The organism is Nitratireductor sp., from assembly GCF_017794765.1.
GTDB lineage: Bacteria > Pseudomonadota > Alphaproteobacteria > Rhizobiales > Rhizobiaceae > Nitratireductor.
The window spans coordinates 1,624,277-1,638,012 of sequence record NZ_CP051236.1 but is presented as its reverse complement, the minus strand read 5'-3'; the positions used below and the strand labels follow the sequence as shown (position 1 = coordinate 1,638,012).

At 59.3% G+C, this 13,736-nt stretch carries 14 protein-coding genes and 1 pseudogene; 4 read left to right on the top strand and 11 right to left on the bottom strand.

The features are described from left to right. Positions 1-51: 51 nt before the first annotated feature. From HF949_RS07750 to pcaC, 4 genes are all read right to left on the bottom strand, one after another. Complete coding sequence (locus HF949_RS07750) at positions 52-1,137, bottom strand: 3-carboxy-cis,cis-muconate cycloisomerase (protein WP_292899602.1); 1,086 nt, start codon at positions 1,135-1,137, stop codon at positions 52-54. 64 nt (positions 1,138-1,201) lie between these two features. After that, on the bottom strand, positions 1,202-1,801 hold the full coding sequence (pcaG, locus tag HF949_RS07745; RefSeq protein ID WP_292899600.1) for a protocatechuate 3,4-dioxygenase subunit alpha: 600 nt from the start codon (positions 1,799-1,801) through the stop codon (positions 1,202-1,204). A gap of 2 nt (positions 1,802-1,803) precedes the next feature. Next, a complete protein-coding gene (pcaH, locus tag HF949_RS07740; protein ID WP_292899598.1) occupies positions 1,804-2,532 on the bottom strand; it encodes a protocatechuate 3,4-dioxygenase subunit beta in 729 nt (242 codons plus the stop codon). Beyond that, a complete protein-coding gene (pcaC, locus tag HF949_RS07735) occupies positions 2,529-2,912 on the bottom strand; it encodes a 4-carboxymuconolactone decarboxylase (RefSeq protein ID WP_292899596.1) in 384 nt (127 codons plus the stop codon). The genes pcaH and pcaC overlap by 4 nt, the downstream gene beginning before the upstream one ends. A 333-nt stretch (positions 2,913-3,245) precedes the next feature. Here pcaC and HF949_RS17605 point away from each other — a divergent pair. Together HF949_RS17605 and HF949_RS07730 are read left to right on the top strand one after the other, a co-directional pair. After that, a pseudogene (locus HF949_RS17605) lies at positions 3,246-3,368 on the top strand (helix-turn-helix domain-containing protein); the annotation flags it as partial. 21 nt (positions 3,369-3,389) lie between these two features. Continuing rightward, positions 3,390-4,229, top strand: coding sequence for a LysR substrate-binding domain-containing protein (locus tag HF949_RS07730; RefSeq protein ID WP_292899594.1), 840 nt, complete (start codon positions 3,390-3,392; stop codon positions 4,227-4,229). Between the two features lie 168 nt (positions 4,230-4,397). Here HF949_RS07730 and HF949_RS07725 read toward each other — a convergent pair whose 3' ends face one another. The 7 genes from HF949_RS07725 to HF949_RS07695 form a co-directional block, all read right to left on the bottom strand. After that, entirely contained in the window at positions 4,398-5,276 is an 879-nt protein-coding gene (locus HF949_RS07725; protein WP_292899592.1) for an ABC transporter permease, read from the bottom strand. Positions 5,277-5,278: 2 nt separating this feature from the next. Then, positions 5,279-6,202: an ABC transporter permease gene (locus tag HF949_RS07720; protein ID WP_292899590.1), complete on the bottom strand. Its 924-nt coding sequence runs from the start codon at positions 6,200-6,202 to the stop codon at positions 5,279-5,281. 24 nt (positions 6,203-6,226) lie between these two features. After that, the gene (locus HF949_RS07715) at positions 6,227-6,673 is read right to left on the bottom strand and encodes a GlcG/HbpS family heme-binding protein (protein ID WP_292899589.1); all 447 of its coding nucleotides are present in this window, start codon (positions 6,671-6,673) and stop codon (positions 6,227-6,229) included. A gap of 35 nt (positions 6,674-6,708) precedes the next feature. Next, the gene (locus HF949_RS07710) at positions 6,709-8,106 is read right to left on the bottom strand and encodes a dipeptidase (protein WP_292899588.1); all 1,398 of its coding nucleotides are present in this window, start codon (positions 8,104-8,106) and stop codon (positions 6,709-6,711) included. Beyond that, the gene (locus tag HF949_RS07705; RefSeq protein ID WP_292899586.1) at positions 8,103-9,149 is read right to left on the bottom strand and encodes an ABC transporter ATP-binding protein; all 1,047 of its coding nucleotides are present in this window, start codon (positions 9,147-9,149) and stop codon (positions 8,103-8,105) included. The genes HF949_RS07710 and HF949_RS07705 overlap by 4 nt, the downstream gene beginning before the upstream one ends. After that, the gene (locus tag HF949_RS07700) at positions 9,146-10,165 is read right to left on the bottom strand and encodes an ABC transporter ATP-binding protein (RefSeq protein WP_292899584.1); all 1,020 of its coding nucleotides are present in this window, start codon (positions 10,163-10,165) and stop codon (positions 9,146-9,148) included. The genes HF949_RS07705 and HF949_RS07700 overlap by 4 nt, the downstream gene beginning before the upstream one ends. Positions 10,166-10,357: 192 nt before the next feature. Further along, positions 10,358-11,908, bottom strand: coding sequence for an ABC transporter substrate-binding protein (locus tag HF949_RS07695; RefSeq protein WP_292899582.1), 1,551 nt, complete (start codon positions 11,906-11,908; stop codon positions 10,358-10,360). Between the two features lie 194 nt (positions 11,909-12,102). On the opposite strand from HF949_RS07695, the gene HF949_RS07690 reads away from it, so the two are divergent. After that, complete coding sequence (locus HF949_RS07690) at positions 12,103-12,876, top strand: creatininase family protein (protein ID WP_292900067.1); 774 nt, start codon at positions 12,103-12,105, stop codon at positions 12,874-12,876. Positions 12,877-12,924: 48 nt separating this feature from the next. Continuing rightward, positions 12,925-13,722, top strand: coding sequence for a creatininase family protein (locus HF949_RS07685; RefSeq protein WP_292899580.1), 798 nt, complete (start codon positions 12,925-12,927; stop codon positions 13,720-13,722). Positions 13,723-13,736: the final 14 nt, after the last annotated feature.

The following is a 13,736-nucleotide window of genomic DNA, read 5'->3' as shown; positions in this document are numbered from 1 at the left end:
CGCCCCGTGAGAGGCAGCGTCTCGGCGCTGCCTCACAGTGGTCGCGGCTGATCAATCATCAAGACTGGTGTTTTTGCGATCCTCAGACGGTTCGCCAATCCGCGTTATCGCCAGAGACATGTCCCTCGCGGCTGAAAGCGCCCGTGCAGTCGCCATCAACATTTGCGGAAGCACCATCCATTCAAGGCTCCATGCCGCTCCCGAACGCTCCTGCTCATGGATCATCGCATGATGCATGGCGGAAACCTGCGTAGCATTGAACCGGCCAAGCGTTACGAGAAGTTCGGCCAGCACCGGGTTCTGCTTATGCGGCATCGCCGATGATCCACCGCCACCCGAAAGCGCGATTTCGTCGATCCCCTGTTGCGCCATCAGCATCACATCCTGCCCGAACTTGCCAAGTGTCCCCGTGACAAGGGAAAGAAACGATGCGTAGTCGGCGATGCTGTGGCGCATGGCGTGCCAGGCCTCGCCTGCGGGTGCGAGACCGAGGGTTTCGGCAACATCGGCAACGATGGTGTCGGCGAGAGCGCCGACTGCCTTGCGATCACCGGAAGCGCCACCAATCTGAACCCGTTCGACAACAGGGCGCAGCGCGGACAGACGCTTCAGATGGTCATCCAGCGGAAGGCGCCAGGTCTTGGCCCGGTCACGGACTGCAATCATGGTGGCCGCCTGCATTCGCGTACGCCCCATCAGGGGCGCGTCCCCAAAACGATCGACGAGTTGATCGAGCGATGCCACCAGCGCCCTGAAGCGCACTTCCAGAAGATCGGAGGCCTCTTTCAGGGTCAGGGCAAGCGCCGTGTCCACGACATCCTGAGATGTGGCATGACGATGAACCGCGTCCGGCCCCGCTATCGCCTTTAACTGCCGAACCAACCGCGGCACCGGCACACCGTCCTGTGCCATGCCGGCAGCGATGTCCGACAGGTCGATCTGTGCTTTCTCGATTGCGAGCGCCGCCGCCTCGGCCTGTTCAGCATCGAAAAAGCCTGCGCGCCCACAGGCCCGCGACCAGGCAGCCTCGAAGGACAGCATGTGGCTCATCTGCCGATCTGGACCAAGGATCGAGGCCATCTCCGGGTCGCCGAACAAGCCCGCCAGCCATGGATGATCAAAAACCGAAACGTTCATCCTGAAGAGCCTTTCGACATTGCTCGAGCTGCCTTGATCGGCGCTGCGCTATCAATTGCATCTGTCAGAGATCGAGAAACACCGTCTCGCGCTCGCCCTGAAGACGGATGTCGAAACGGTATTTCCCATCGGCAACTTTCTTTGCGATCAGCGTTTCCGCGCGCGGGCGCTGCTCGATGCGTCCCAGCAACGGGTCGCCAGAATTGTCCTCATCCTCGAAGTAGATCCGTGTGTTGAGCCCTGTATTGATACCGCGCGCGACAATCCACAATGAAATGTGAGGTGCGCTTCTCACACCTCCACGCCCCATATAGCTTCCCGGTTTGACCGTTTTAAGCCTGAACTCGCCGGTTGCCTCATCGACGGCGAAGCGGCAATGGCCCGAAACATTCGGGTCGGCGCCATCCTGTCCCGGAAACTTGCCTTCTCCATCGCACTGCCAGCTTTCGATCAGCGCGTCGCGCAACACCCATCCCGTGCCGTCGAAGACGGAACCGACAATTTCTATCATCTGCCCCTTCACGTCATCTTTGACGGGCGACGCACCAATCTCCTGAGGGAAGGAACCGGCATTGCCTGCATAAGTGGGCATCAGGCCGATGTGAACGTATGGACCGGCGGTCTGGGAAGGCGTTTCAGCAAGAGTGGCCAGCTTCTGAACCATGATCACATGCCCTCCAGCCTGTTTTCAAACATTGTCTGTCGACGACCGCGCAACACGATATCGAACTTGTATGCGAGGTAATCGAGCGGGCGCGATTTCGACAGGTCGAGCGGCGCCACAAGGCGATCGAGATGACTGCGGTCCCTGACGGTCGCTGCGATCGGGCAATGGGCAATCAGCGGATCCCCCTCGAAATACATCTGCGTGACGAGGCGCTGGCCGAAACTTTGGCCGTAGATCGAAAAGTGGATATGCATCGGGCGCCAGTCATTGGCACGGTTCGGCCAGGGGTATGCGCCCGGCCGGATCGTGAGGAATTCATAATAGCCGCTTTCGTCCGTGAGCGTGCGGCCACATCCACCGAAATTCGGATCGAGCGGGGCAAAATAGGTATCCTTGACATGCCTGTAGCGGCCACCGGCATTGGCCTGCCAAATCTCGAGAAGCGCATTTGGCACCGGCCGGCAATTCTCGTCCAGCACACGTCCATGCACGAGAATGCGTTCACCCACGGCGGGGGCAAGCCCCTTGGACCAGTTGAGGATGAGGTTGTTGTCCAGCTCACCGATCAGTTCTGCCCCGAAAACAGGGCCGGTTTCCTCCGAGGGTGTGCTCTCCATCGAAAGAAGCGGCAGATTGGGCGAGCGCGTCACGCTTGTCTTGTAGTCCTCAGCATAAGCTGCCGGATGAACCGAATGATTGCGCGGGATGAGTGGTCCGAGATCCCTCATTCGTCATTTTCCTCCATTTCCGCGTAAGTTTGTCTGGCAAGCTTGAGGGCATGGTTGGCCTTTGGCACACCGGCATAGATGGCGACGTGTTGCAATGCCTCTGCGATGTCTTCCCGGGAGGCACCCGTGCGGGCCGTGGCGCGTATATGCATTGGAATTTCCTCAAAATTGCCAGTCGCTGCAAGAAGCGCGACGGTCAGCATGGACCGCTCGCGACGGGTAAGGCGGTCAGACGCCCACACCGTGCCCCAGGCACCTTCGGTGATCAGCGACTGAAAAGACTGATCAAATGCGGTCTTGGCGGCCTCCGCCCGATCCACATGCGCATCTCCGAGCACCTCGCGGCGCACTTTCATGCCCCTGTCATACCTGTCACTCATCACAGCATCCTTTCCACAAAGGTCATGCACCTCTTCGCAATTCAGCCGATGTTCCCACCGCGGGCAAGTCCACGCCTCCCCGGACATGCGACATTCATCACCGGAAGGATGTGCAGCAAGGGGTTTCACCTGTTCAGGGCCCCATACACGATTGCGCCGGCCGAACCCGGCAGCGTTTATTACCTGCGCGACCAGCTCCACAGGCAGACTGACATAATTTCTTCCTCCGAAAAAATATTAAGATATGCAAAAACGCATAACCATATGGGTATACCTCTCGGCATGAAACTGCGCCATGTTCAGGCCTTTCTATCGGCCTGACAGCATGACAGCATTTCTGCCGCGGCGAGAGCGCGCGGCGTCTCGCAGCCTGCCCTCTCGAAAACCATCCGCGAGCTTGAGACGCTTTTGGGTTCGGCATTGTTCGAGCGAGTCGGCCGGAACGCCGTTCTCACCCCTGCCGGGGAGGGATTTCGGATGCATGCGCTCTCGGCACTGCAAAATCTTGAAGCCGGTGTGCGCAGCCTCTCTGGCGGTGCAGCCGTCGATCTGGTGAAGGTGGGCGTCTTGCCAACAGTGGCGGGCGGGTTCTTCCCCTCCGTGGCCCTGGACTTCGCTCAGGCTCGCCCCCAGGCGCGGATCGGGGTCATTACCGGACCAAACCGGTATCTCATTGAGATGCTGCGTAGAGGAAAAAACGACCTGATGGTGGGGCGAATGCCTTCCGCCCGGGACATGCCTGGTCTGTCATTCGAATATCTCTATGAAGAGCCCATTCTTCTTGTCGCGCGCACGGGCCGCCCCGCGCTTCAGCGTCCCGTGCGCGAGGCGCTTTCCGGATTTCCACTCATCCTGCCGAACCCTGGCGCGATTATCCGGGAAACGGTTAACCGGTACCTTGCCGCCATGGGGCTTTCCGACATTGCTCCGACCTTCGAGACAGTGGCGCTCCCCGTTGCCCTGTCGCTTCTGGAGCGCTCCGATATGCTTTGGTTCATATCGCGCGGGGTTGTGGATGAACCTGTCTGCCCGACTGTGCGCCAAACACGGCGTAATGCTGCTTTCCACCTCACACGACATGGAGCATGCGCTGACATATGCGAGCCGGGTCGTGGCTTTGAAGAATGGACGCATCCTCTTCGACAAGGCGAGCGACAAGGTTTCGCAAAGCGATCTGAAAGACGCATTCGATGGCTGAAAGCACGCATATGGTACCTGGACGTCTTTCCGGGATTACGCCCCTCCATTCTCGTGATCTTCGCGATCGTGCTCGCCATGGAATTCATCACCGACCGGCTGCGCGCGCGTATCCAGTGAGTGTCGAAATGATGGAGCAGATCACGCAGGACTTTGACATGCTCCGTGTCGGCTGCCCTTCATCAGTGAGAGCCAGCGATGCAGTGCCCGCCCAGGATGCCTGCCCGGATTCAAAGACGACGCCACCAATATCAAGATCAAGCACCTAAGGTCAGGTCGACCTCTCTGCTAACTACGGGGGTCAAGCCGGTCGCGGAGCCGGTCACCCAGAACATTGATGCACATAATGAATGCTGTCATGGCAAGCCCTGGACCGACCACAAGCCACCAGACGCCAGTGATCAGGCCGAATTGCCCTGAAGCGATCATGGCACCCAGACTGGGTGTCGGCGGCGGAACGCCAAGCCCCAGATAACCGAGTGCCGACTCGGCAACGATCAGGGTGGCCATTTCAAGTGTGGCAATGACAATCAGCGGGCCGGCGATGTTCGGCACTATATGCAAGAACAGGATACGCGGCGTCGAAGCTCCAAGCGCCCGCATGGCCAGGATAAGATCAGAATCGCGCAATGCCAGAACCTGGGCACGCGCCACACGCGCGAACACCACCCACACCGACAGCGCCAGCACGATGACAATCGACTGGAAGCTGGGGCCCACCGCAGTGACGAATGTGACCACCAGAAGGATGGCTGGAAAGGACATCTGCACATCAACGATACGCATCAGAACTTCCTCTACAAGGCCCCGGAAGAACCCGGCGATGATACCAATCGCCGTGCCAATACTCATCGCCAGCATCATGGCAAGGGCTGAGATGGTGATTGACGTTCGCAAGCCGAACAGAATGCGGGAAAGCTGATCACGGCCAAGTTCATCGGTGCCCAGAGGATGCCCGGGAACAGAGCCGTTGAGCGGATAAGGCGGCAGTTCCGCGTCGAGCAGAGACTGCTTCGCCGGATCGACGGCCCACAGTGGTGCGCTGAGCGCCAGGGCGAAGAGGATCAGCAGCACGGCAAGCGCCACAACGACACCGATGCGCCGTCGCGCAAGTCGCCTTCTGCGACGTCGAGGCGGAGAGGTTTGTGCGTCCGTAATTACTGACATGGTTAGCTCAACCGAATTCGTGGATCGACCAGCGCATAGACGACGTCGGTCAGAAAATTCACGACCACAACCGCGATGGCGATCACGATCACTGCTGCCTGCGCCAAGGGAAAGTCGCTGTTGATCAACGCGTCGCGCGTGAGACTGCCAATGCCCGGCCAGGCGAACACCGTCTCCACGATCACAGCCCCGCCAAGCAGGTTTCCCAGTTGCAGGCCGAGCACGGTGAGCACAGGCAGGAGCGCGTTGTTGGAAATGTAGCGCAGAACAACACGAAACTCGGAAAATCCGCGCGCACGGGCTGTCAGCACATACTCAGAACCTGTGACCTCAAGCATGCTCGCTCGCAGGAGCCGGGTGATACGGGCCATCGGATAGAAAGACAGCGTTACTGCCGGCAGCACCACACTCCATAAACTCTCGGCACCCGATACCGGTAGAATCGCCAAATGCACCGAAAAAATCAGGATCAGGATAGGGCCTACGACAAAAATCGGAACGGACTGACCCAGCGCTGCAAGCGTCACGATGGTCCGATCGAGCAGACTGTCGGGGAAAGTGGCCGCCAAGATGCCAAGCGGGATCGCCACCAGCACGGTGATGAGCATGGCCACCCCCGCGAGGATCATCGTATAGGGAAACCGCGCTACCACCAGAGGCAGTGTCTCCTCGCCATAAAAGATTGAGCGGCCGAAATCGCCGCGCCCGGCACTGAAAATGAAGTCCGCGTAGCGCACGATGATCGGCCGGTCATAACCCATCTGATGGCGAACGGCGGCAATCTGCTCCTCGCTCGCTCCCGCATCGGAAAGCGCGTTTGATATCGGATCGCCGCTCAGATTGAGGGCGAAAAAGGTGAGTGAGGCGACCGCAAACACGACGACGAACGCCAGGATAAGCCGTCGGGCGAGAAAGCGTGCCATCATATCCTCCGCAATTCGACTTGCCGCCTATGCCGCTGGCGGCGTTTCGGCATCGAACCGACCGGTGCCGGAAATACCGTGCAGGCAGACATCGGCGTCTTGCGCGCCAGTGCCGCCGCTGGCGCCGACAGCGCCCACCACCTGACCGTTCACTCTGAGCGGAAAGCCGCCTGGCAGGGGAACAAAGTGTCCGCCGTTAAGCACTGTCGCGGCTGTGGTAAGAGCGGGAAAATCCTTCCACCGCGCGCCGAGGTCGGCGCTGGGCAGGCGCATCGCGGCCGCCGCCATCGCCTTTCCCTGGGAAAGTCCAATCGTATGCCAGTTCGCGTTGTCCATGCGATGCAGCGCCACAACATGGCCTGCGGTATCGACGACCGAAATCGCCATCGGAACGCCGATTTCACTGGCACGGCTGACGCCCGCGGCAATCAGTGCATTGGCGGTTTCGAGATCGATGTTCATCACGTTGTTCATGGTTGTCCCGTGGTCTCTTGTGAGTTTGCAGAAGCTTATTGAGCACCGGTCCGTGCTAGAGCTGGCCAGTAAGCGATAAGGGCTTCGATGCCTTTCCTGAAGTGCAGCATAGCGAGCCATTCGTCCGGGCCATGCTTGTTTTCATCCGGGCATCCAAACCCCATCAGCAGCGTATCCATCGAAAAATGATCCTTGAGATGGGCGACGGCCGGAATGGCACCGCCGTCTCGCACAAGGAACACCTCGGTGGCAAAGGCTTGCGCCAGGCTCGAGGCGGCGAGCTGCACCGCCGCCGACCGGTGATCGATTGCCGCTGGCGGCACGACGCTCAGTCGCTTGACCATACAACGCACATTGGCTGGCGCCAGCGCGGCGATGTGTTCGGCGACCTTGTTCTGAAGGGCCTCGGGATCCTGACCCGCGACCAGCCGGCAGGAAAGCTTTGCTGTTGCCACAGCCGGCACGATGGCCTTTGTGCCTTCGGCAATGTGTCCTGAGAACAGACCGTTGATCTCCAGCGTCGGACGCACCCAGGTACGCTCCAGCGTAGAGAACCCGGCTTCACCCTCTGCGCCGAGAGCGCCCACGCTTGCCATCCAGGCGTTCTCGTCGAAGGGTAGACACGCAAAACGCTCGCGTTCTTCCCGGGCGATCGACGGTACGCCATCATAAAAGCCCGGCACGGTCACACAACCGTCGGCATCGTGCAACGCCGCCAGAATGCGGGACAGCGAACGGGCCGCATTGGCGATCGCTCCGCCGAACTGGCCCGCATGCACATCGCCATCGGCGCTGCGCAGCTCCACTTCGAGATTGGCAATGCCGCGCAGTGAACAGGCAATCGACGGCATGTTGTAGTCGTACATCGGCGAATCGCTCACAACCGCAAAATCAGCCGTGACCAATTCAGGATTTGATTTCATCCAGCCAAGCAGGCTGGGCGAGCCAATCTCCTCCTCGGCGTCGACAACCAGCTTGAAGTTGCAGGGTAGTCTGCCGCCACCGTTGCGCATCAAAGCATCGAGCGCGACGAGATGCATCAGCAGCTGCCCTTTGTCGTCGGTGGAGCCCCGCCCATAGAGGCGGTCGTCACGCTCAGTGATGTCGAAAGGCGGCACGGTCCATTCAGAGACCGGCTCGACCGGCTGCACGTCGACATGACCGTAGATGAGCACTGTTGGAACATCAGACCCGGCATTCAGCCAGTCTGCCGTGACGATTGGATGCCCTTCGGTCTCGTGGATGCGCACATGCTCAAAGCCAATACGTCGGAGTTCGTGCGCCAGCCATTCGGAAGCCCGCATCACGTCATCGGCCCTGGCAGGTGTCATCGACACAGACTCGATGCGCACAAACTCGCGAAGGCGGGCAATGTTGTCCTTTTCTTCCTTGCGCGTCAGCGCAATGGCCTCGTCAACGGTCCAGTCAGTCATGTAGCAGCCTTTTTCGTCTTGATCGGGTCGGCACCAGTATTTGCCCGGATCTCCCGCCAGAAATGGCAGGCGACCCCGCGGTCTTTGGACAGTGCCTCGAGTGGCGGGTCGCTGTGGCGGCAGACCTCCCTGGCAAAAGGGCATCTGGTATGAAAATGACAGCCATTCGGTGGATTGAGCGGACTCGGGATCTCGCCCTCGATAACCGACCAGTCACCGGAACGCGCCGCACGTGGGTCGGTTCGGGGCACAGCCCCGAAAAGCGCCTTGGTGTAAGGATGCAACGGCTCGCGGCAGAGCGTTTCGCTATCGCCTGTCTCCACGATCCGGCCGAGATACATGACCGCGATGCGATGCGAAATGTGGCGCACAACCGCCAGATCGTGGGCGATGAACAGAAAGGTCAGCCGTCGGCGCTTCTGCAACTCGCCCAACAGGTTCACGATTTGCGCCTGCACGGATACGTCCAGCGCCGAGATGGGCTCGTCGCAAACGATCAGCCGGGGCTCAAGCGCTAGTGCCCGGGCAATGGCGATGCGCTGGCGTTGCCCACCGGAGAACTCGTGCGGATAGCGTTCAACCGCCGATACCGGCAAACCGACGGCATCGAGCAGTTCGGTCACGCGTGCATCGGCTTCGCGGCCCCGGGCAATGCCATGAATGATGAGGGGCTCGCGGATCGCCGCACCGATCCGCATGCGGGGGTCGAGGCTGGAGTAAGGATCCTGGAAAACGATCTGAAGGTCACGCCGGAAGCGACGCTCGCGGGCCGAATCCATACCAGTTACATCTTCGCCGTCGAACGAGATCATACCCGAAGTGGGCGTCAGCAGCTGCGCCACGGCACGACCAACCGTGCTCTTGCCGCAACCCGATTCACCGACCAGGCCGAGTGTTTCGCCCTCGCGAATTTGAAAGCTGACTCCATCGACAGCCCGCACCGACCAGCGGCTGCGCGAAAACAGCCGTCGTCCCTGTCCGAAATGAACCTTCAGATTGTCGACCTGAAGCAACGAATTGTCAGCGGTCTTGGAAGCCGTCACGGGATGCGCTCCCCGTCAATGCCCGAAACTTTCCAGCAGGCGGTCCCGTGTCCGTTGACGAACAGAAGCGGCGGCAATGACTGGCTGCACACATCCATGCATTCCGGACATCGTGGCGCAAAGCTGCAGCTTGATGGCGGCTCGCACTGGCGCCCCGCAGCTCCGGGAATTGCCCTTAGCGGCACGTCGCGGTCTCCATCGATCTCGGGACGAGCGGCGATCAACGCCGAGGTATAGGGGTGTTTGGGATAAAGCAGAACCTGTTCAGCGGTCGCGTCCTCGACCACGGTACCGCCATACATGACCAAGACCCGGTCGGACAGGCTTGCCACGACACCGAGATCATGGCTGACAAGAATGATCGACATGTCGAGTTCGTCCCGCAAACGGGCAAGAAGCTGGAGAATTTGCGCCTGGATCGTGACGTCGAGCGCAGTGGTCGGCTCGTCTGCTATAAGCAATTTGGGGTTTCCGCTAACTGCCAGCGCGATCATCACCCGCTGGCGCATTCCCCCTGAAAGCTGGTGTGGATAGGCGGACAGGCGGCTCTCTGGCGCAGCGATCCCAACCAGATTAAGGAGCTCTACAGAGCGAATGAACGCTGCCTGCCCCTTCAATCCTTCATGCAGATAAAGTGCCTCTTGCATGTGCTGGCCGACAGTCAGAACGGGGTTGAGCGCGGTCATCGGATCCTGAAAGACGAGCGCTATTTCCCTGCCCCGTACCTGGCGCATCGCCCGGGGGTTCATGGCCAGAAGATCCCTCCCCTCAAGCGTGACATGGCTTCCGCTGATTTCTGCAGCCGGGGCTAGCAATTGCATGATCGCCAATGCGACGGTCGACTTTCCGCTGCCGGACTCTCCGACGATACCGATCGCCTCGCCTCTTGCCAGGTCAAAGGAGACGCCGTTGACGGCATGAACAGTCTCACCTTTTGCGTGAAAGCAGACGCTGAGATCGCGCACGCTGAGCAGAGAGGCAGCGTCTTGTGGCGCGACAGGAACGGACTCAGCCATACGATACAACTCCGCGAGCGGGCTTCGGGCAGTTTGGGCGGGATGAAGGAAGGCGTGAAGCAGCTTTCGCTCCGCGTCCGCACTCCCCTGCTGAAAACGACTACTTTACCATCCTGAAGTGGCTCAAACCGAAATCAGCATAACTAACGGTGCCGCGACGTCGGGAGACTGCATCGCGACACCGTTCGCCGTTCAGTCGAACTTCACCGAAGAGAAGTTCAGCCTGTTCGACGCAGGAGGGTCCCAGTTGAATTCTTCAACCATACCGTATCCCAGCTCACGGATGTAGAGCGGCACCCACATGGCGAGTTCGGTGATGGCCCGCTCCTGCGCCTTCTCATAAAGCGCCTGACGTTCCTCAGCTTCCTTCGCCGTAGCCGCCGCATGGCTGATTTCATCGAGTTTCTCGTCCGTGCCGAAGGCCCTGTAGACCGACCCGGAGCCGAAATATGCGGTGTTCATGAGGAAGTTGGAGTCTGGGTAGACCGGGCTCATCTGATAGAGATAGATGCCCTCGGAAGAACCCGGTTTACGCCATAGCGGCTGCAGCGACGGATTGGGTCCGCCTTTCATGGCCACCTCGAAGCCGACTTCCTGCAACTGCGCCTGGATCACTTCCGCCAGTTGCTGGTCGATATCGAACGTACCGATCGGATAATTGAGGGTAATGGGAACCGGACCGTCGAAGCCGGCCTCCTTCAAGAGGGCGCGCGCCTTTTCCGGATCGTAGGAATAGGCCGAGAAATCCGCCGTGTATCCAAGCTCTCCAGGAGCAAAGATGCCCTGGGTCTCTTCAGCGTGGCCGCGCAGGAGCCTGTCGATGATCAGCTTACGATCGATGGCGTAGCTTATCGCCTTGCGCACCAGAACATTGTCAGTCGGCGCTGTGCTTAGATTGAGGGCAAGGAAGACGCGCACGTCACTGCGGGCACCCACCATCTTCTTCCCGTCCATGGCAGCAATGCGATCATACAGGCTGACCGGAATGTCGCCAATGACATCGGCAGCGCCTGACTGAAGCAGGCTGACACGGGTTGCCGGATCAGAGACACTGCGGATCTCGATATCCTTGATTGTCGGCTTCTCGCCCCAGTATTCCGGGTTTTCCTTCAGCTTGATAACCACGCCCTTTTGCCACTCATCAAGTAGATAGGGACCGGTGCCGATGGGGTCGTTCCCAAATGCCACCTGAGCTTCGGCGGGCTCGCCGAGACTCTCGTGATAGCGTGGCGGCGCAACAACAAAATAGGTCATCTGAGCGGGAAGAGAGGAAAGGTTTTCCTTTTCGGTAACGACATCGAACGTCATTTCGTCCACGACATTAATGTCGATGTTGGCGAAAGTCGCTGCAGATTTTCCGCCAGGATAGGCACGCCAGAACTCGAGCGTCTTGGCGAATGCTTCCGCCGTCAGCGGCTCTCCATTGGAGAATTTGACCCCAGGCCGCACTTTGAAGCGCCATGTGCGTGCATCAACCTGCGACCACGACTCTGCAAGCTTGGGGTAGAACTCATACTTGCCGTCGACCATTCGGACGCCGACTGGCGCCTCGACTATTTCTTCACCGATCCGCCCAGACGTACGCGTCGATTCGATGTTCTGGTTTAAGCTTTGAACCGGTGATTGCTGCACGAAGCGAAGCCGCGCCCGCTCCTCTGCGACCGCAGGCGAAGCCAGCACTCCCACAACGCCGCACGACGCAATCAAAACCGTCCGAAACCGAGCCCCAACAAGAAAGATCATCAACGTCCCCTTATTATTTTTGGAATTATTGATCCATATCGTGGAATTTTTGCAATCTACCTTTGGGGCGCGGTCCTGTCAACGAAAAGATCGATTCAAAGCCTGATAAATTCCACTTGATGGAATTTTACTTCCATAATATGAATACGCAACTTTAGAAAAAGGGGGTTGCTGTGAAGTCATTCTTGCCACTTATGACCTGGATCGAGGCGAAAGAGGCTGCCGAACGCGGCGCGGTGGCACTGGTGCCGATCGGCAGCACCGACGCAAACGGACCTCAGAATGCCACCGGGCTCGACTTCCTGGTTTCTTCAGCCCTGGCTGAGCGTGCCGCTGAAGCGACCGGCTCTGTTTATCTGCCGCCTGTTGCCTATGGCGTCTCGGATGGTCTGAAAGGTTTCCCGGGAACCTTGGGGATCACACCGCAGATGCTGGGCGAGACGGCGGAAGCGATCATGAAGTCCCTTATCCAAGCCGGTTTCGATCACATCCTTCTCATTACCAATCACGGCCCAAACCAGTACCCGGTCGAGCAGGCAAGCCGACGGGTCTGTTACGACACCGGGGTTCAGGTTGCCTCCATCAACCCAATGGTGCTGTTTGCCGATTTGCGCGGCGATCTGTTTGAACCGGAGAGCATCGGCCACGGCGCCGAACCTGGCACTTCGCTACTGAAGTATCTTCATCCAGAGGCCACCCGCGACGCGTTCGCCGAAGCCAGGGAAAAGGCAAACTGGCAAGGGCTGGAACTGATCTCGCCAATGGAAGCCCGTTTCGGGGCCAGTCGTGTCAACTTCTATCTTGAGCTGGAAGAACTCTCGCCGACCTCCGGATGGGGGGATCCAGGCAACGCATCTGCGGAACGTGGCGAAATTCTGTTTGGCCGCATGCTCGACCACGTTGTGGATTTCATCGGCAAATTCCAGACGATGGACACCCGGCTCGCTCCCCCTGAGCCCGCGATCTAGGCCGTCTGCCTGCAAACCGCGACCCAAAATTCACGATAGCGAGGCAATATGAAAACCTATCTCCCACTCATGAGCACGCGGGAAATCCGCGAGGCAGCACAGCGGGGCGCGGTGGCTCTGCTACCGATCGGCACAGTTGAAGGCAACGGCCCGTTGCCGCTCGGCTATGACTATCTCGTACCAAAAGCACTGGCGGAAGAGGCCGCCAGGGCAAACCAGGATGTCTGGCTGCCTCCACTAACCTATGGTGTTTCCGATTCCATCCTGTCCTTTCCGGGGACAGTCGCCATATCGCCCGACCTGGTGGAGCAGTATGTCGAGACACTGGCTCTCGGGCTCATCGACAGCGGATTCGATCACATCTGCTTGCTCACTTATCACATTCCGAACCTTTACCCGGTTTCGACGGCGATGCGCACGGTCCGCAAAAAGACCGGTGTGGTGATGGCCTCCCTCAACCCCGGCGTCTTACAGGCTGATCTGCGCGGAGATCTGTTCAACAACGATCACTCAGTCTTTGGTCACGGCGGAGAACCTGGAGCCTCGCTTCTCGAATATCTCCATCCCGGCTCGGTGCGGCTTGATCTCGCGCAGCCCAGTGCGCGCAACGCCTATCAGGATCTCGAACTGTTGTCGCCAATGGAGGCCAGGTTCGGTGAAAGCCGCGTCAACCTGCCTGTCAGAATCGAGAACGTGTCACGCTCCTCCGGATGGGGCGACGCGAGCATGCCCTGCGCCAAACGAGGTGAAGAACTGTTTCGCCGCATGGCCGACTATGTGGCTGAATTCACCCGGCATTTCCGCACCATGGATGCGCGCATAAAGCCGCCGGCGATCGCATTCTAGAAGAAGGAGGAAAA

Coding starts and splice junctions, on each gene's coding strand:
- pcaH (WP_292899598.1), bottom strand. CDS start 2,532: ATGAGGGATCTCGGACCACTCATCCCGCGCAATCATTCGGTTCATCCG.
- HF949_RS07710 (WP_292899588.1), bottom strand. CDS start 8,106: ATGACTGACTGGACCGTTGACGAGGCCATTGCGCTGACGCGCAAGGAA.
- HF949_RS07725 (WP_292899592.1), bottom strand. CDS start 5,276: ATGTCAGTAATTACGGACGCACAAACCTCTCCGCCTCGACGTCGCAGA.
- pcaC (WP_292899596.1), bottom strand. CDS start 2,912: ATGAGTGACAGGTATGACAGGGGCATGAAAGTGCGCCGCGAGGTGCTC.
- HF949_RS07685 (WP_292899580.1), top strand. CDS start 12,925: ATGAAAACCTATCTCCCACTCATGAGCACGCGGGAAATCCGCGAGGCA.
- HF949_RS07730 (WP_292899594.1), top strand. CDS start 3,390: ATGCATGCGCTCTCGGCACTGCAAAATCTTGAAGCCGGTGTGCGCAGC.
- HF949_RS07690 (WP_292900067.1), top strand. CDS start 12,103: ATGACCTGGATCGAGGCGAAAGAGGCTGCCGAACGCGGCGCGGTGGCA.
- HF949_RS07715 (WP_292899589.1), bottom strand. CDS start 6,673: ATGAACAACGTGATGAACATCGATCTCGAAACCGCCAATGCACTGATT.
- pcaG (WP_292899600.1), bottom strand. CDS start 1,801: ATGGTTCAGAAGCTGGCCACTCTTGCTGAAACGCCTTCCCAGACCGCC.
- HF949_RS07695 (WP_292899582.1), bottom strand. CDS start 11,908: ATGATCTTTCTTGTTGGGGCTCGGTTTCGGACGGTTTTGATTGCGTCG.
- HF949_RS07720 (WP_292899590.1), bottom strand. CDS start 6,202: ATGATGGCACGCTTTCTCGCCCGACGGCTTATCCTGGCGTTCGTCGTC.
- HF949_RS07750 (WP_292899602.1), bottom strand. CDS start 1,137: ATGAACGTTTCGGTTTTTGATCATCCATGGCTGGCGGGCTTGTTCGGC.
- HF949_RS07700 (WP_292899584.1), bottom strand. CDS start 10,165: ATGGCTGAGTCCGTTCCTGTCGCGCCACAAGACGCTGCCTCTCTGCTC.